At 46.0% G+C, this 18833-nt stretch carries 14 protein-coding genes; 3 read left to right on the top strand and 11 right to left on the bottom strand.

The window, feature by feature from the left end; all coding sequences use genetic code 11:
• Window positions 1-294: 294 nt before the first annotated feature.
• The gene (katG, locus tag OA79_RS09905) at window positions 295-2511 is read right to left on the bottom strand and encodes a catalase/peroxidase HPI (RefSeq protein WP_063333074.1); all 2217 of its coding nucleotides are present in this window, start codon (window positions 2509-2511) and stop codon (window positions 295-297) included.
• A 372-nt stretch (window positions 2512-2883) separates the two neighbouring features.
• On the opposite strand from katG, the gene codB reads away from it, so the two are divergent.
• Genes codB through codA form a run of 3 tightly spaced genes read left to right on the top strand, consistent with a single transcriptional unit; the run spans window position 2884 to window position 6637 of the window.
• Window positions 2884-4140: a cytosine permease gene (gene codB / locus OA79_RS09900; protein ID WP_063333073.1), complete on the top strand. Its 1257-nt coding sequence runs from the start codon at window positions 2884-2886 to the stop codon at window positions 4138-4140.
• Window positions 4137-5378 carry a PucR family transcriptional regulator gene (locus tag OA79_RS09895; RefSeq protein ID WP_063333072.1) on the top strand — a complete coding sequence of 414 codons (1242 nt, stop codon included), beginning with the start codon at window positions 4137-4139 and terminating at the stop codon, window positions 5376-5378. The genes codB and OA79_RS09895 overlap by 4 nt, the downstream gene beginning before the upstream one ends.
• Window positions 5379-5386: 8 nt before the next feature.
• Entirely contained in the window at window positions 5387-6637 is a 1251-nt protein-coding gene (gene codA / locus OA79_RS09890; protein WP_063333071.1) for a cytosine deaminase, read from the top strand.
• Between the two features lie 3 nt (window positions 6638-6640).
• On the opposite strand, the gene OA79_RS09885 is transcribed toward codA, so the two are convergent.
• The 10 genes from OA79_RS09885 to OA79_RS09840 all read right to left on the bottom strand — a co-directional run bounded on the left by OA79_RS09885 (window position 6641) and on the right by OA79_RS09840 (window position 18513).
• Window positions 6641-7609, bottom strand: a complete 969-nt coding sequence (locus tag OA79_RS09885) for a D-2-hydroxyacid dehydrogenase family protein (RefSeq protein ID WP_063333070.1) — start codon at window positions 7607-7609, stop codon at window positions 6641-6643.
• A gap of 178 nt (window positions 7610-7787) precedes the next feature.
• Window positions 7788-8963, bottom strand: a complete 1176-nt coding sequence (fadA, locus tag OA79_RS09880; RefSeq protein WP_063333069.1) for an acetyl-CoA C-acyltransferase FadA — start codon at window positions 8961-8963, stop codon at window positions 7788-7790.
• A gap of 26 nt (window positions 8964-8989) precedes the next feature.
• Window positions 8990-11140 (bottom strand): fatty acid oxidation complex subunit alpha FadB, encoded by a 2151-nt coding sequence (fadB, locus tag OA79_RS09875; protein ID WP_063333068.1) that lies wholly within the window; start codon window positions 11138-11140, stop codon window positions 8990-8992.
• Between the two features lie 83 nt (window positions 11141-11223).
• Entirely contained in the window at window positions 11224-12153 is a 930-nt protein-coding gene (locus tag OA79_RS09870) for an electron transfer flavoprotein subunit alpha/FixB family protein (protein ID WP_063333067.1), read from the bottom strand.
• Entirely contained in the window at window positions 12150-12902 is a 753-nt protein-coding gene (locus OA79_RS09865) for an electron transfer flavoprotein subunit beta/FixA family protein (protein ID WP_063333066.1), read from the bottom strand. Before OA79_RS09865 ends, OA79_RS09870 begins: the two co-directional genes overlap by 4 nt.
• A 232-nt stretch (window positions 12903-13134) precedes the next feature.
• The gene (locus tag OA79_RS09860; protein ID WP_063333065.1) at window positions 13135-13887 is read right to left on the bottom strand and encodes an enoyl-CoA hydratase-related protein; all 753 of its coding nucleotides are present in this window, start codon (window positions 13885-13887) and stop codon (window positions 13135-13137) included.
• Window positions 13884-14447: a DUF2889 domain-containing protein gene (locus tag OA79_RS09855; protein WP_063333064.1), complete on the bottom strand. Its 564-nt coding sequence runs from the start codon at window positions 14445-14447 to the stop codon at window positions 13884-13886. Before OA79_RS09855 ends, OA79_RS09860 begins: the two co-directional genes overlap by 4 nt.
• Window positions 14448-14534: 87 nt before the next feature.
• On the bottom strand, window positions 14535-16232 hold the full coding sequence (locus OA79_RS09850) for an AMP-binding protein (protein WP_063333063.1): 1698 nt from the start codon (window positions 16230-16232) through the stop codon (window positions 14535-14537).
• Between the two features lie 97 nt (window positions 16233-16329).
• Window positions 16330-16644 carry an SCP2 sterol-binding domain-containing protein gene (locus OA79_RS09845; RefSeq protein WP_063333062.1) on the bottom strand — a complete coding sequence of 105 codons (315 nt, stop codon included), beginning with the start codon at window positions 16642-16644 and terminating at the stop codon, window positions 16330-16332.
• A gap of 63 nt (window positions 16645-16707) precedes the next feature.
• Entirely contained in the window at window positions 16708-18513 is a 1806-nt protein-coding gene (locus tag OA79_RS09840) for an acyl-CoA dehydrogenase C-terminal domain-containing protein (RefSeq protein WP_063333061.1), read from the bottom strand.
• Window positions 18514-18833: the final 320 nt, after the last annotated feature.

Raw genomic sequence — 18833 nt, 5'->3', positions numbered from 1 at the left:
TTACTGTTCTTTATATTAAACAGGATAGATTTTGACAAATTATTACAAAATCCCAAATGCCATTCTCATAACGAACATCAGTGTATGACAGACAAATTTCATTCAGTTAATTGTTCTTTAAGGCAAAGATTCAAATCTCGACGAGAAAACTCTGCCATGCCACGGCTAACCACTTTTTAGAACAGAGCAGACATCAAATAAAAAGCCCCACTACTTTTTAGTAGCAGGGCTTTGCGTGGTAACACGAGAAAATGAGAATCAATCCATTAGAATCATTCACTTTTCTCTTAGGAGTTAAGCTAGATCAAAACGATCCAGCTCCATTACTTTCGTCCATGCTGCAACAAAATCCTTCACAAAGTCATCTTGTGAATCGGAGCAAGCATAGACTTCAGCAATTGCGCGAAGCTGCGAGTTCGAACCGAAAATCAAGTCTGCTCGAGTCGCCGTCCAACGTTTAGCACCCGTTTTGCGATCACGTCCTTCAAACGCCATTTCATCGTCCGAAGTCGCCACCCATTGCGTGCCCATGTCGAGCAAATTGACAAAGAAATCATTGCTCAAAACGGCTTTCTGATTGGTCAACACGCCCTGTTGAGAGTCCGCATGATTGACCCCAAGAACGCGTAATCCACCTAACAAAACGGTCATTTCAGGCGCAGACAGAGTCAATAATTGCGCTTTGTCCAATAGCATCTCTTCTGTGCTGACGGTGAACTTGGCTTTTTGGTAATTTCTAAAACCGTCCACCAAAGGCTCCAACACAGCAAATGAGGCCACATCCGTTTGCTCTTGTGTGGCATCACCACGGCCAGGAGTAAAAGGAACGTCAATATCATAGCCAGCGGATTGAGTGGCTTTCTCTACGCCAACAGAACCGGCTAACACAATCAAATCGGCGAATGAAATGTATTTTCCACTGACTTGCGCCTGATTGAATTCCGCTTGAATGGCTTCCAATTCCCCCAACACAATCGCCAATTTTGCGGGTTCATTGACCGCCCAATCTTTTTGTGGCGCCAAACGAATACGAGCACCACTTGCTCCACCACGCATATCGGAACCACGATAAGTCGAAGCCGAAGCCCAAGCCGTTGATACCATTTGAGCGACAGACAAGCCACTTTGTGCAATCTTTTCTTTCAGTAACGCAATGTCATTTTGATCGACGACAGAGCGTGTACTTTCTACAACTGGATCTTGCCAAATCAACTCTTCTTTTGGAACCAAAGGCCCTAGGTAACGCTCTACTGGTCCCATATCACGGTGGGTCAACTTATACCAAGCTCTGGCAAAGGCATCCGCTAATTGGTCTGGGTTTTCGTGGAAACGTTTTGAAATCGCTGCATAACTAGGATCCATTTTTAATGCCATGTCTGCTGTCGACATCATCGGGGCATGACGCTTACTGGCATCGTGTGCATCTGGTACAGCGTCCGCTAACGCACCTGCTTTTGGAATCCACTGAGTAGCGCCAGCAGGACTGGTGGTTAATTCCCACTCATGGTTTAACAAGGTATCAAAGTAGCCATTGTCCCATTGAATAGGATTTGGTGTCCAAGCGCCTTCCAAGCCACTGGAAATGGTATCAACACCATGACCACTGCCTTGACTGTTACGCCAACCAAAACCTTGCTCAGCGATACCTGCTGCTTCTGGATCAGAGCCAACTTGTGCCGCATCACCAGCTCCGTGGGTTTTACCAAAAGTATGACCGCCTGCCACTAAGGCAACCGTTTCTTCATCGTTCATCGCCATACGTTCAAAAGTGTCTCGAATGTCAAACGCCGACGCTAATGGGTCTGGTTTGCCATCAGGTCCTTCGGGATTAACATAAATCAAGCCCATTTGTACTGCGGCTAATGGGTTTTCAAGATCTCGATCACCCGAGTAACGACTCTCTTCACCCCCACTTAATTCCAACCACTCTTTTTCTGCCCCCCAGTAAATATCATCCTCTGGCTCCCACACATCGACACGACCACCAGCAAAACCAAAGGTCTTAAAGCCCATTGATTCCAAGGCACAGTTACCCGCAAGAATCATTAAATCTGCCCAAGAAATTTTGCGGCCGTATTTCTGCTTAATGGGCCATAACAAACGACGAGCTTTATCTAAATTGACGTTATCTGGCCAACTGTTAAGCGGTGCAAAACGCTGAGTACCGGAAGTGGCTCCGCCGCGACCATCCGCAGTTCGGTAAGTACCGGCACTGTGCCAAGCCATACGAATGAAAAAAGGACCATAATGCCCGTAGTCTGCTGGCCACCAATCTTGAGAATCCGTCATTAAAGCGTAGAGATCTTGTCGCACCGCTTCTAAATCCAAACTATTGAAGGCTTCGGCATAGTTAAAGTCGCCCCCCATTGGATTCGACTCTTGAGAATGTTGGTGCAGAACTTTAAGGTTTAGCTGATTTGGCCACCAATCTTTGTTACTGGTACCTCGGCCTGCAGTTTGTGTTGATACTCCAGCCCCATGGTGAAATGGGCACTTGCTTTCATTAGACATAACCTTCTCCTACTTTTTTATTACCCTGAGTTGCTGACTCACTCAGGACGGCTGCTACAAATGGATGCAAACAGTTTTCTTCACATCGTTATGACATTTATAAAGCTATTAAAAAATAACATCTAATAAATAAAAACTAACTGACCAATAGGCTTGCCTCAATTTACGTCATAAATCGGTGCACTGGCTCACCGCTGCTCTTTGTCGCTATAGAGCAAGATAGAAGTAAGTTGTGTAGATTGCCTAAGATGGTCGCAACTTTTTTGGTCATATTGCCAAAATGTTTCTCCTATCTCTTTATCGTGAAAAATTGGTTCGTAAGTTGCTTCATAAAAGATAGACAAGGTCAGAAATCATCCAAAGGAGAGTGTCATGAACCAGTCTGATTATCCGTTATCTGAAGTTCCGCAAAGTGCGCGCCGAGGTCTATTGCCTATGGCGTTTGTCTTGTTGGGTTTTACCTTTTTCACCGCCACCATGTGGGCTGGAGGAACATTAGGTAAGGCTTTTTCTTTTTCTGAGCTCTTGTGGGTCATATTATTGGGCAATTTTTTGCTTGGTGCCTACGCCTCAGCGCTGGCTTATATTGCCTTTAAAAGCGGCTTGAACAGTGTTCTGATGGGACGTTACTGTTTTGGCGAAGTGGGCAGTAAATTGTCGGATTTCGTATTGGGTTTCACCCAGATTGGTTGGTACGCTTGGGGAACCGCAACCTTAGCCATTGTGCTGGTAAAAGTCACAGGCATAACGGAAAGCTGGCAAACGCCGTTAATGATTCTATTCGGAATGGCATTTTGCATTACCGCCATGATTGGCTTCAAAGGTATGGATATTTTGTCTCGCTTTGCCGTGCCTTTGATGCTGATCTTTATTTTAATCAGTCTTTACACTGGCCTAGTGGATGTAGGTGGCATGACGGGGTTGTTGAACATTGAAACCACAGAAAGCCTCAGCTTCACGGCGGCCGTTACCATAGTGATTGGTACTTTTATTAGTGGTGGCACACAAGCGACCAACTGGAGCCGTTTTGCCAGCAGTGGCAAGGTCGCTATTATCGCCACCATGGCGGCGTTTTTCATTGGTAATGGTCTTATGGTACTCACTGGGGCGTTGGGAACGCTTATCTATCAACAAGCCGACATTGTGGATGTTATGTTAGCGCAAGGCTTTTTGGTATTAGCGGTACTGATGTTGTTTATGAACATATGGACCACACAAGACAATACCATTTACAACTTTGCCGTAGCGGGTTGCAACCTAGTGCGTACTGATAAACGCCGCACCGTGACTCTGGTAGGCGCAGCCATTGGCACCTTGCTTGCCGTCTTTGGTATGTACAATTTCTTAATTCCTTTCTTAGTTTTGCTTGGCACCTTTATCCCCCCCATTGGCGGCATTATCATGGCAGACTTCTGGATTCGTCATAAGGGTCAGTATCCAAGTCTTGAATCCAGTCAATTACCCGCCTTTCATTGGCCTGGGTTAGTGGCGTATGTCATTGCTTCCGCTGCGGCTTACACCTCACCGGTATTGCCACCTATCGTTGGTGTGATCAGTGCTATTCTGGTCTATGCTGTGCTCACCTTGATCACACAAAACCAACCGCGAACAGCCGTGAAGCATTCATGAGCATCAATTGTGCTGATATTCCCAAACTACCCGGTTTAGAAAGCATTTCTTTCCGAGCTGGGCTCAGCGGAGGTCAACGCATAGTGCGTTGGCCTTACGTTGCTGAAAACGAATCCATTCAAGCCTGGGTCAGCGGTGGTGAATTGGTGTTCGTCACCGGCATCAATCACACTCGAGACGAACAAAACCTCGGTCAGCTCATTCGTGAAGCCGCACAAAGCCAAGTAGCGGGCGTGGTCATCCTGACTGGGCCTGAATTCATTCAAAAAATCCCCAAATCTGTGTTGGAATTAGCCAACCACTACCAAATCCCCTTATTTGAACAACCCTATAACTTGAAGATGGTGGTGGTAACCGAAATCATCAGTAACGCCATAGTGCAAGATAACTTATTAGGTAAATCTGTTCGCTTATTTTTAAGCAAGTTGATAAATGGTTTCCAACAAGCCCCTGAATTGATTCACCTCCGAGCCAAAGATCTTGGCATCAGCAGTCAATCTGCGTTCGTTGGTTTATCATTAAGTTACCGCCACAACGCCGACGTTGAAGTACCGTCTACCAGCAAACAACTTCAGCAATCCCAACACATTGAGCAAGCATTAGAAGCCTTATTAAAACGCCGTCATATTGAGTGGCCTGTCCTGTCTGATGAAAAAGGCTTACTGGCCGTGTGGCCTACTCAGAAAAATGAACTCACCGAACTGTATGAAGACCTTGCGCAATTGCGTGAACGCCTACAATCTCACTTTCCAGATTTGGCTTTGAGTATGGGAGTCAGCAGTCAAAAACAAGGTTTGGAGGACTTGTCTGCGGCCGTTGAAGAAGCCAGACAAGCCTTGCAATTTGCCATAAAGCACCCTCATCAAAAACTGTTTTTCTATGAGCAACTGGGCATTGCACAACTGTTTGCCGCCATTCCACAACGCAACATGTTGGCTGACTTTTGCAAACAGCATCTAGGTGACTTGTGCTTTGGACGAGATGCCACTAGTTTAGAAATGAAAAGTACCCTTGAGCACTATTTCAACCACTTTGGGCATTTGCAGCAGACCGCCGATGCTATGGGTGTTCATCGTAATACCCTAAGTTATCGTTTGGGACGCATTGAACAAAAACTCGGCTATTCTTTGCAGGACCCTTTTAGTCGACTGAATTTACAAAACGCTCTGTTGATCGAGCAAATTTTATTTCACCATCATAATTTGGATGATCAAAGCCCATTATTGACCGAAGATTAAGGACACTTATGCAGATTATCAACGCCCGTTTACGTCACCAATCTGAGCTTTTTACACTCGATATTGAACATGGTGTATTCACAAAAATCACAGCGCAGACACAAACGATTAGCGTCACTGAAGGACAAATAGATGCACAACACAACCTTATTTGTGCGCCCTTCGTAGAACCCCATATTCATCTAGACGCCACACTGACGGCAGGGGAACCTGAGTGGAACCAGAGCGGCACTTTATTTGAAGGTATCGAACGCTGGCGTCAACGTAAGCCCATGCTCAACGAAGCCGACATTCGTCGCCGCGTCATCTCCACCATTGAATTATTGGTACAAAATGGCGTACAAGCCATTCGTACCCATGCCGACACCACAGACCCAAGTTTGATTGGAATCAAAACGCTGTGTGCCATTCGCGATGAATTGAAAGACAAAATCGACATTCAAGTGGTCGCCTTTCCTCAAGACGGCATGCTGTCTTATCCCAACGGGCTGAATTTAATGGAACAAGCGCTGGAAATAGGCGCCGATGTGGTGGGTGGAATCCCACACTTTGAATACACCAGAGAACTCGGCGAAGAGTCCGTCAAAACCTTAATCGGATTGGCGCGAAAGTACGATCGTTTGGTGGATGTTCACTGCGATGAAATTGACGATCCCAACTCGCGTTTTTTGGAATTTCTTGCCTACGAAGCTCTCAGATTCGATATGGGACACAAGGTCACCGCCAGTCACACGACCGCTATGCATTCTTATGATAATGCCTATTGTTCAAAGCTGTTCCGCTTACTGAAAAATTCAAACATCCATTTCATTTCTTGTCCGACAGAGAGTATTCACTTACAAGGCCGCTTTGACACTTTTCCGAAACGCCGTGGGGTGACTCGAGTAAAAGAGCTGTTAGAAGCGGGAATGAATGTCTGCTTAGGACAAGATTCTATCTTTGATCCGTGGTATTCCTTGGGCAATGGCAAACTTTTGAGAACCTTAGACTTTGCGCTGCATATTTGCCAAATGATGGGCTATCAAGACTATCGACAAGCACTGGACCTAATCACAGACAACAGCGCCAAAACCTTGTGTTTAGAAGATTACGGCATCGAGGTGGGTAAAGCGGCAAACTGCATATTGTTGGACGGCGAAGACGATTACAGCGTCATTCGTCGCCAAGGTGAGGTGCTACTGTCAATACGAGCTGGCGAGATCATTATGCAACGTCAAGCAGCCAAAATTCTCACGCCAAACTACGTACAAACAAACTAACGCTTATTGAGAGTGAGCAACTAAGTTCTGTGGTTTTCCTGCTGCGAAAGCCACAGCATTTTCAAAAGCTGCCTTGAAATACAGCTCGTAACTATTCTGCTCAACATAGCCAAGATGCGGCGTACACAAGACATTTGGCAGACTTAGTAAAGCTTCATTGTCTGCATTCGCTGGCTCATTTTCATACACATCCACAGCGGCTCGCTTGCTTGGCACTCGACGTAATTCGTCATACAAGGCCCCTGATTCAACCAACTCAGCACGACTGGTGTTCACAAATAAAGAATCGACTTTCATTTGCGCCAAATCCACTTTTGTCACACAGCACTGAGTAACCGGGTTAAGACGCAGGTGCAGAGATACTATGTCGGCACATTGAAAAAACTGCGCTTTCGACTCCGCCGCCAAGAAACCATCCGCCATGGCTTTTTCACGTGACGCCTCACGGCCCCATACCATCACCTGCATGCCAAACACTTTAGCAAATTGAGCAATGCGCTGGCCGATTTTTCCATAGCCCCAAATGCCCAAGGTTTGGCCATTGAGTGTTCGCCCCAAACCAAGTGTTTGCGACGATTGCCACTCACCTTGCTGAAGCTGATTCACATAGGTTGGGATATGACGACTCGCCGCCATAATCAAAGCCCAGCAAAGCTCAGCCGGTGCCACAGGAGAGCCGACGCCTTCCGCTACTTCCACGCCATACTGGTGGCACAATGCTGGGTCTAAATGATTACTGACTTTACCAGTCTGACTAATGAGTTTGAGGTTAGGCAGTCGTTTTAGCAGCGTTTCAGTGATAACAGTCCGTTCACGGATCAGTACCAAGATCTCCACATCGCCCAATTTCGCAACCAATTCGTCCTCATTGAAAGTGTCATTGAAAATCACCACTTGATGATCTTTTAACAAGGCGAAGCTGGCCAGATGTCTAACACTGTCTTGATAATCATCCAATACGGCAATCTTCATGCAGAACTCCTTAATACACATCTAAACGGATCTTTCGATTGGTTATCATGATACAGAATCGCCACAGAGTCACGATGGCGAATAAGCTAGCAGGCAAAAAAAGCCCCACACAAGGTGGGGCAAAAGACAGAAGTTAGAGATAGATCTTATCGAAGTAGCATTCGACAAGTTATCAGCATCACACTCGCTCGAAGACGGTTGCGATGCCCTGCCCCATGCCGATGCACATGGTAGCAAGCCCGAGTGTTGCGTCTTTATCACGCATCACATTAAGCAGAGTGGTGGAAATACGTGTACCAGAACAACCCAATGGGTGTCCAAGGGCAATCGCACCACCGTTTAGGTTGACTTTATCGTCAACCAAATCAATCAATTTAAGGTCTTTCAACACAGGTATAGACTGAGCCGCGAAGGCTTCGTTTAGTTCCACCATATCGATATCATCAATCGTCAAACCCGCACGCTTAAGTGCTTTCTTAGTCGCTGGTACTGGACCGTAGCCCATGATCGCTGGATCACAACCCGCTACAGCCATACTGCGTACTTTGGCAATTGGCGTTAAGCCCAAGTCTTGTGCCTTTTGAGCCGACATCATCAACATCGCTGATGCACCATCAGACAGAGCAGAAGACGTACCCGCCGTTACCGTACCCACTTTTGGCATGAAAACTGGCTTCAGACCCGCTAAAGATTCCATAGAGGTTTCTGGACGAATCACCTCATCTACTTCAACTAAGATCTTATTACCATCTGCGTCATGACCTTCAATGGCGACAAGCTCATTGTCAAAACGACCTTGAAGCGTCGCTTCATGAGCAAGACGATGAGAACGAACAGCAAAGGCATCTTGCGCTTCACGGCTGACACCATGCATTTTGCCCAACATTTCCGCTGTTACACCCATCATCATGGACGCTTTTGCCATGTGCTTAGACAAGGCAGGGTTAACATCTACCCCATGCATCATGCCAACGTGGCCCATGTGCTCAACACCACCTACCACAAACACATCCCCTTGACCTGTCATAATGGCTTGAGCCGCAGTATGGATCGCAGACATTGAGGAACCACACAGACGGTTTACCGTTTGCGCTGCCGATGTGATTGGCAAACCAGCCAACAAAGACACAGCACGTGCCATATTAAAACCTTGCTCTAGAGTCTGGTTTACACAGCCCCAGATCAGGTCTTCGACGTCATTAGGATTAACATCTGGATTACGTTTGAATAAGGCCTTTACTAGACCTGCTGATAAATTTTCCGCACGCACGTTACGAAACACACCATTTTTGGATTTACCCATAGGTGATCGAACTGCGTCGATGATTACGACATCATTTGGATTCAGTTTCATGGAGATTCTCCTCTTCCTTTGGGCAATTAAGCGCTGTAGTAAGTTTCGTTGTTTTTCGCCATTTCACGCATTTTCGCGGTTGGCTCGTACAACTTACCTAAGTGGCTGTATTTATCTGCAAGATCACAGAATGCTTGCAGTCCCATCTGATCCAAGTAATGCAGAGCACCACCCAAGTATGGAGGGAAACCAATACCGTAAATCAAACCCATGTCCGCTTCAGCAGCAGAAGAGACAATGTTTTCTTCCAAGCAACGAACGGTTTCGATGCACAATGGAATCATCATACGAGCGATAATATCGTCTTCGCTCAATTCCGTTTTAGAGGTCACAACAGGGGCGAGCAACTCATTAATGTCTTCGTTAAAGATTTTCTTTGGTTTACCTTTGCGATCTGGCTCGTAAGCGTAGAAACCTTTACCGTTTTTCTGACCAAAACGCTCAAGTTCAAACAAACGATCAACCGCGTTTGTTCCTTCGTGTTTCATACGATCTGGGAAACCATCCGCCATCACCTGATCAGCATGATAAGCGGTATCCACACCCACTACGTCAAGTAAGTAAGCCGGTCCCATTGGCCAGCCGAAACGTTCCATTGTCTTATCAACAATCTGGAAATCTGCGCCTTCTTGCATCATCAAAGAGAAGCCTGCGAAGTAAGGGAATAGAACACGGTTCACTAGGAAGCCTGGACAGTCGTTAACCACCACAGGGGTTTTACCCATGGCTTGTGCATAAGCAACCGTCTTAGCAATCGCTTCATCACTGGTTTTTTCGCCGCGAATCACTTCCACTAACGGCATGCGATGCACAGGGTTAAAGAAGTGCATACCACAGAAGTTTTCTGGGCGTTTTAAGGCCTTCGCTAATTCTGTGATGGAAATGGTCGACGTATTCGACGTCAAAATCGCGTCATCAGCGATCTTGCCCTCCACTTCAGCCAACACAGATTGCTTAATTTTCACGTTTTCAACAACGGCTTCCACCACCAGATCAACGTGCTCAAACTCACCATAACTCAATGCTGGCGTAATACCATTCATGGCTTTAAGGGCCTTATCTGTGGTCATACGACCACGCTCAACTTGGCCATTAAATAACTTGTTTGCTTCACTCAAACCAAGATCCAATGCTTCTTGGCGAATGTCTTTCATAATGATCGGCGTGCCTTTCGAAGCAGATTGGTAAGCGACACCGCCACCCATAATACCTGCCCCCAGTACCGCCGCCTGTTTCACTGGCGTCGCACCTTTCGAGACTTTGCCTGCGGTTTTCTTAATGGCTTGGTCACTTAGGAACAAGTTCACCAAAGATTTGGCCACGGGCCCTTTAGCAAGCTTAATGAAACCTTTAATTTCTGTCTCAATGGCTTTTTCCATAGATTGGCTGATGCCTTTTTCCATGGTTTTAATCGCTGCCATTGGTGCTGGGTAATGTTTACCGGCTTTTGCTCCAACCACACCGCGAACGGATTCGAAAATCATCATCTTTTCAATGGGTGTAAATTCCATTGGCGAACGTAATTCTTCACGGCGAGCTTTATAATCTAGCTTGCCATCGATTACTTGCTGGATAAGGTGACGTGCAGAGCCTTGAACTTTATCAGCCGACACCACCGCATCAACCGCACCATCTTTCATCGCATCCGCACTGCGTTTTTGCGCACCGCCACAGATCCATTCACAGGCATTGTCCACACCGATGAGGCGAGGTAAACGGACAGTACCGCCCCAACCTGGGTAGATACCTAGTTGCGTTTCAGGAAGACCAATCTTCGCCGAGTCAGCCATCACACGATAGTCACAAGACAACACCAACTCCATACCACCACCGAGTGCGATACCATTAATGGCCGCCACGGTTGGGCAAGGCAAGTTGGAAATATCATTAAATATGTTATGTGCATCACGCAGTTTGTCTGTCAAATCTTCATCTGACAATTTAAACCATGAGGTAAATTCAGTGATGTCGGCACCGACCACAAAAACGTCTTTTGCACTGGCAATGACGACACCTTGTAGGTCATCAGTTTGTTTCAGAACATCAACGGCTTTTGCTAATTCGCTTAACGTAAGACTGTTAAACTTGTTAACCGACTCACCGGCCAAATCCAGAGTGACGGTTGCCACACCTGCATCATCGACTGCAACCTTGACTGCTTGTCCTTCGAAAATCATGCTGGTCTCCAATTATTTTTATTATGACCCTGCTCAACAGGAATGAGCTGGGCCCAGATTAAATCGTTTTCCCTAGGGAATACTTATAGATTGCTTTCCAGTTCTGGCACAGCGTCAAACAAATCCGCTACCAGACCGTAATCCGCCACTTGGAAAATGGGCGCTTCTTCATCTTTGTTGATCGCCACAATCACCTTGGAATCCTTCATACCCGCCAAATGCTGAATGGCACCAGAAATCCCCACGGCAATATACAGGTCAGGAGCAACGGTTTTACCGGTTTGACCTACTTGTAGATCATTCGGTACAAAACCAGCGTCGACGGCGGCACGAGAAGCCCCGACGGCAGCACCCAGTTTGTCAGCCACTCCTTCCAATAGTTTGAAGTTGTCACCATTCCCCATACCACGACCACCAGACACCACCACTTTCGCTGCGGTTAATTCTGGACGATCAGACTCTGCCAATGCTTCTTTTACGAAGCGACTCTTGTCTGCAGCGATAACTTGCGACAAGACTTCACGTTCGGCACTGCCACCTTCGCTTGCCGCCGCATCAAAACCTGTCGCACGAACCGTCATCACTTTAACGGAATCAGAAGACTTAACCGTGGCAATGGCGTTACCTGCATAGATAGGACGAACAAAAGTATCCGCGGATTCCACTTTAATAACATCGGATAGCTGAGCCACATCCAGCAAAGCGGCCACACGAGGCAAGGTATTTTTACCGGTTGTGGTCGCAGGCGCTAAGATGTGTGTGTAGCCTTCCGCGACATCAATAATTAATTTAGACGTGTTTTCGGCCAACTGGTGCTCGTAAGCTTGGTTATCAGCTACCAATACTTTTGCCACGCCGGTGACAGCGGCGGCTTGTTCAACAACCGTTTGGCATTCAAAACCGGCAACCAACAAATGAACATCACCACCCATTTGTGACGCCGCAGTAATTGTGTTCAAAGTAGCTGGCTTAAGAGACTTATTATCGTGTTCAGCAATGACTAAAATACTCATGACACCACCTTCGCTTCATTTTTAAGTTTGTCTACCAACTCAGTAACTGAGCCTACTTTGATACCGCCAGCACGCTCTGGTGGCGGTGTAACCGATACCACACTCACGTTAGAGCGAATTTCCACACCCAAGTCAGCAGGCGTTTTCACATCCAAAGGCTTTCTTTTTGCTTTCATGATGTTTGGCAGAGACGCAAAACGAGGCTCGTTCAAACGTAGGTCAGTCGTTACCACAGCAGGTAATGTCACAGCCAGTGTTTGCAGACCACCATCGATTTCACGTGTTACTTGCGCCTCACCGTTTTCGATCACCACTTCAGAAGCAAACGTTGCCTGAGGATAATCCAACAAGGCCGCTAACATTTGACCCGTCTGATTATTGTCAGAATCGATCGCTTGTTTCCCCATAATGACCAAATCGGCCGCTTCTTCTTGCGCCACTTTCGCTAGCAATTTTGCGACAGAAAGAGAATCTACATCGTCTTCTGCTTCTACTTGAATGGCGCGATCAGCACCCAGAGCAAGGGCGGTACGCAAGGTTTCTTGGCAAGCTTTAGAGCCGATAGAAACCGCCACGACTTCAGACGCTACGCCCTTCTCTTTCAGGCGAATAGCCTCTTCCACAGCGATTTCGCAGAAAGGATTCATAGACATTTTAACGTTCGTTAAATCGACCGCAGTATGGTCGGCTTTGACACGAACTTTAACGTTATAATCAATAACTCGTTTAACAGATACTAGGATTTTCATAAGTCCCTCATATTTATTATTTTCTTGCAGTCTATATTAGTTTGAGAGCGATTTTCATCAATAACAAAAAAGCGCCAGTTAACTAACAAAAATATTCAAGAGGATAATTCCAAAGTAATTCCAGCGGTTTATGCCCTTTGAGTTTAGACCGAATTTAACAAAACAAATGACAAATACCGTACAAACAAAAAAGCCCCACCAAAAGGTGAGGCTCATAGACACATTGAGGTGTTTATTTATTACGAGAAAGGAAGGAAGCGAAAGCTTGATACGCCTCTTTGGATTTTAATCTATCTTTGAAAATCCGTCCTTCTCGCATCAAGGCCATTTGCACATCATCTTGCGCTCGATGCTTGAGCAGATCTTTACTGAGGGCAACGGCCTCCACAGGTAACGCAGCGATTTTTTCTACATATCGTTGTGCCACTTGAAACGCTTCACCAGGTTCACACAAGTGATTGATCAACCCCATGTTTTTCGCCTCTTCAGACTCAACAAAATCCCCTAAGATCAGAATTTCAAACGCTTTTTGATGTCCTACTAATTGAGGAAGAAGGTGGCTAGACGCAGCTTCTGGCACCAAGCCTAACTGCACAAATGGAAACTGTAATTTAGCATGACGTGACGCCACCACCATATCACAATGCAACAACATGGTCGCACCGACACCGACAGCTCGCCCCTCAACGCCTGCGATCAAAGGCTTTTGATAGCGCGTCAACATTTGCAGAAATGCCATAATGGCTTCCATCTTATCTGGCGTTTGAGCAATTTGCAGAAACTCATTGATGTCATTGCCGGAAGAAAAATCGGGCCCAGCGCCATAGATCATACTGGCTTTTACCTCAGCATTGTTCTGGGCAGACTGCAAAGCCTGCGTTAGCACTTGATACATCTCTAATGTAATGGCGTTTTTCTTTTCGACTCGATTTAGACAGATGTATTGAATACCAGATTCAATGCTTTCAGTAACAAATTCACTCATGACTGATGCTCCTTATTCGGCAATGTTAGTACTTGTTCATCCACCAGTTTTCTCACCATAGGACCATCATCCGCCCAACCTTGACAGGTATTCACTAATTTACCAATCGCAATGGGCACCTGTTGCGGGTACTTTTCACTCAACGGCTGCCACATTGTTTGAAAAGCCGTTGTCGCCGCGACGGGTAATAACTCCATAATATGGGTGCAGCCAGACTTACCAGCAAAAGTTTGTTTTAACCAACGGTTCCAGCCAGCCCCAATACGGGTGCCTTTAATAACATCAAACGCAGGCACAGCACCGCCACAACCAGGAAATGGAAAGGCATCCATAGACACTTCAATGTCTTTGATTAGGAAGCTATCGTCTAGCGTGAGGCGCACATACATATCATGAAAAGGACTGTCTTTAGGAACTAGGCTACCATCGTATTCGCGGTGCACATCTTGGGCCTTAAGGTCTTGCATCGTGGCTTCGACTTCCCACAAGCCGTCATCACGCAAAAAACCATATGACTCAATGCGACGCCGATGCAGCAACTGACGTTTCACTTGCGTCATCATTCTCTCCTAGAAAAGACGTAAAGAAAGAAAACACCTAAGAGACCACCTTATTGTCCAGTCGTCTCTTAGGGTTGAGATCCAGCCTTAGTTAGCCATCTCTTCTTCACGTAAAGCACGACGTAGAACTTTACCTACGTTTGTTTTCGGTAGCTCAGTACGCACTTCGATGTGTTTTGGCACTTTATAAGCAGCCAAATGTTCCTTACAGAATACGCGCAGAGTATTAATATCCATGGCTTCGTCGGATTTCATCACCACGAAGGCTTTTACCGCTTCGCCGGTTTTGTCGTCAGGCACACCAATGGCTGCGGACTCCAGAATGGCAGGATGAGACGAAATACAATCTTCCACTTCCGTCGGGTAGACATTAAAGCCGGACACAATGATCATGTCCTTAGCACGATCAACGATCTGCAAGTAACCATCTTCGTGCTGCATGGCAATGTCACCGGTAATCAAGAAACCGTCTTCGGTCATGACGTCACGAGTCGCCTCTTCACGATTCCAATACCCTTTCATGACTTGGGGTCCACGCACGCACAACATGCCAGATTCACCTTGCGGTAAAGCGTCACCATTATCGCCTTGAATCTTGATGTCAGTCTCACTGACAGGCAAACCAATGGTACCAATGCGTTCTTGCCCAATAGGGTTGAATGACACAACGGGAGACGTTTCTGTCAAACCATAACCTTCTACTACTTGGCAACCGGTGATGCGTTTCCATTCGTCAGCCGCCGCATGCGTCAGAGGCATGCCTCCAGAACAGGTTAGCTTCAGGCTAGAGAAGTCCAACGCTCGGAAGTCTTCACGATTGCACAAGCCAACGAAAAGCGTGTTGAGACCCACAAAACCGGTGAACTTCCACTTTTTAAGTTCAGAAACAAAACCGGGTAAGTCTCGTGGATTTGGAATCAAAATACTGTGTGCACCACGCTGCAACAAGGTCAAACCATGAATCAAAAAGGCATAGATATGGTACAAAGGCAGAGGCGCAATGTAAGTTTCGGTGCGCTCATCTATGATGGACTCAAGACGAGAACACAGCTGATACATGTTGGCAATCAGATTGGCGTTGGTCAACATCGCCCCTTTTGCTACCCCAGTGGTACCACCTGTGTATTGTAAAACGGCAATTTGCTGTGGGGTTGCCTGTACTTTTGAGACCGCTTTACCATGTCCTTTCGCTAACACATCATTCAATGAAATGGCCGACGGAATGTTGTAGGCAGGAACCATTTTCTTGACGTATTTAACAATAGAATTGACCAAGACTCGCTTAACTGGGGAGTGCAAATCAGCAATTTCCGTGATGATAACGTGCTTGATCGAGGTTTTTTCGAGAATTTTCTCAACATTGCTCGCCATGTTGGCAAACACCACTAAGGCTTTCACATCAGCATCGTTAAATTGATGTTCCAACTCTGTTGGTGTGTAAAGAGGGTTGGTATTAACCACGACCATGCCCGCTTTCATTGCTCCGAAAAGAACAATCGGGTATTGGATGATGTTGGGCAATTGAATAGCAATGCGATCACCAGGAGATAAGTTGGTTTCGTTTTGCAGATACGCGGCAAACGCATCCGACTTTTCGTCCAACTCACGATAAGTAATGGTTCGACCAACACTGGTGAAAGCTGGAAGATCCGAATATTTTTGCACCGCCAAGGCCAATACATCCGTGAGGCTTTGATAGCCATTAGGGTTAAGCGAGTCTGGTAAATAACTACCTGGCACTTTCTCGTTTTCTGAGTTGTTATGTAGAGAAGTATCCATTGTCATAAAATGCTCCAGTTGTTTTTTTTATGTTGGAGAGAAATGCAAAAGCCCAACTACAGTTTAGCAGTTGAGCCTTAAGAGCGTTGCGCAATGTTTCGACTTACTGAGGAAAAATTTGCGTCAACTTGGTGGCTAGCATAATGTCTCCATCTGCTCGGATTTTACCTTGCATAAAGGCTTGCATTCCATCTAATTCGCCACTCATTACGTCTCTAAGGGTTTCCAAGTCCATGCTTAAGGTCACGGTTGGATCATCATGCTCACCCTCACCCATTTCACATTTCCCATCCTCAATACTTAAGTGATAGTTGTCCGCATCATCTAAGTCAAATTGAAACACGGCTTCCATGTCATCCGCTTCATCTGCGTCAAAACGCCCTAACATCGCATCAAAAACTGCTTTGGCTTCGCTCATAATATACCTCTTCAATATTCTATTTATCAGGCACACCACATATCGTGGCGTGCCATTTAGTCATTAAGCATTTAGAAATAAGAAATTGTCTTCTTCCATTGCAAGTAAATTATCAGCACCAGACAACATGGCTTCAGCATGCGCTTTGGTGCGTGGCAAAATACGCTCGTAATAGAAAGTCGCTGTTTGCAACTTAGCAGTGTAGAAACCCACTTCGTCAGTACCTTCTTCTAGCTTAGTTTTCGCTGTAACTGCCATGCGTGCCCAGAAATAAGCCAATACAACGTAACCAGAGAACATTAGGTAATCCACAGACGCGGCGCCCACTTCTTCTTTATTGCGCATCGCCTTCATACCAATCTTCATGGTCACATCACCCCACTCACTGTTGAGTTTATCCAGAGCCGTGATGTAAGACTTAAAGCGTTTATCGCCCTTGTGCTCTTTACAGAACTTATGAACCATTTTAGTAAATCGACGCAGTGTTGCCCCTTGAGTCATCAATACTTTTCGACCCAACAGATCCAGCGCCTGAATACCGGTGGTACCTTCGTAAAGCATGGCGATACGGCAATCACGTACGTTTTGCTCCATTCCCCACTCAGCAATAAAGCCATGTCCACCAAATACTTGCAGACCTTGGTTAGCCGCTTCAAAGCCCGTTTCTGTCAAGAACGCCTTAGCAATTGGCGTCAACAAAGACATCAACTCTTCCGCTTCTTCTTTCTCTTCTTTACTGCCATGCTTAGTACTATCCACCAGCATAGAACAATAATGAATCATCGCACGACCACCTTCAGCGAAGGCTTTTTGAGTCAGCAACATACGACGCACATCAGGGTGAACAATAATAGGATCGGCGGCTTTTTCAGGCGCTTTTGCACCAGACAAAGCACGCATTTGTAGACGGTCTTTGGCGTAAGCCACTGAATTTTGCAATGCCCACTCAGAGTGAGCCAAACCTTGCATTGCCGTACCCAAACGCGCAGCATTCATGAAGGTAAACATACAGTTTAAACCACGGTTTGGTGGCCCGATCAAGAAACCTTTCGCACCGTCAAAGTTCATCACACAAGTGGCGTTGCCATGAATCCCCATTTTGTGTTCAATGGAGCCACAAGTAACTTGGTTGCGGTCGGCTTTCTCACCAGACGCATCCACATTAAATTTTGGCACGATGAATAATGAGATACCTTTAGTGCCTGCTGGCGCATCGGGCAAGCGAGCCAAGACGATGTGGACAATGTTGTCCGCCATATCGTGCTCACCCGCTGAAATAAAGATTTTAGTACCGCTAATGGCATAGCCGCCCTCTTCTAGAGGTTCGGCTTTGGTTTTCAACATACCCAAGTCAGTACCACAATGAGGCTCTGTCAAACACATGGTGCCAGTCCATTCACCTGATACGAGTTTGCTTAGGTAAGTCTGTTTTTGCTCATCGGTACCGTGTTGCTCGATGGTATTCATCGCTCCATGACTCAAGCCTGGGTACATTCCCCAAGACCAGTTTGCCGTGGAAATCATTTCTGTGACCAACATACCCAGAGAATCTGGTAAACCTTGACCACCCATATCTTCAGGGTGAGACAAAGATGGCCAACCACCTTCAACGTATTGCTGGTAAGCTTCTTTAAAACCTTCAGGTGTGGTAACAACACCCTCATTGAACTGACAACCTTGCTGGTCACCAACACGATTCAAAGGAGAAAGAACACGCTCTGCAAACTTGGCGCCTTCTTCTAGAATTGCAGACACCATATCTGGTGTTGCTTCTTCTGCGCCAGGTAATTTGGCGTAATGACCGTAAATATCCAGAACTTCTTCTGTGACGAATTTGATATCGCGCAAGGGCGCTTTATATTCAGGCATGGCCTATGACCTCTTATTGTTTTTGTTGGAAACAGTTCCAAAATGAACTCTCTCGATGTTAGAAAGAGTCGTCTATAACAGCCATTCTCTCAATAACAAAAGATGCCAAAGTTAATGACAAAATACACCAATCAATAATTTTTTAATTTCCTCAGCTCTAACAACTCGTCGCCCAAGTCAATTAATAATCCTGAAAAATCAAATTAAAGTCATTTTTTTCAATAACTTATTAAAAACACAACGCGTTAAAAAGTGATTTATCCAAGATAGAAGCAACCCATAAAAAACTCGAAGATAACACTAACATTGACCATCACCAC

Source organism: Marinomonas sp. TW1, from assembly GCF_001625355.1.
Taxonomy (GTDB): domain Bacteria; phylum Pseudomonadota; class Gammaproteobacteria; order Pseudomonadales; family Marinomonadaceae; genus Marinomonas.
The sequence above is the reverse complement of the archived record's forward strand: the minus strand, read 5'-3'. Positions and strand labels throughout refer to the sequence as shown.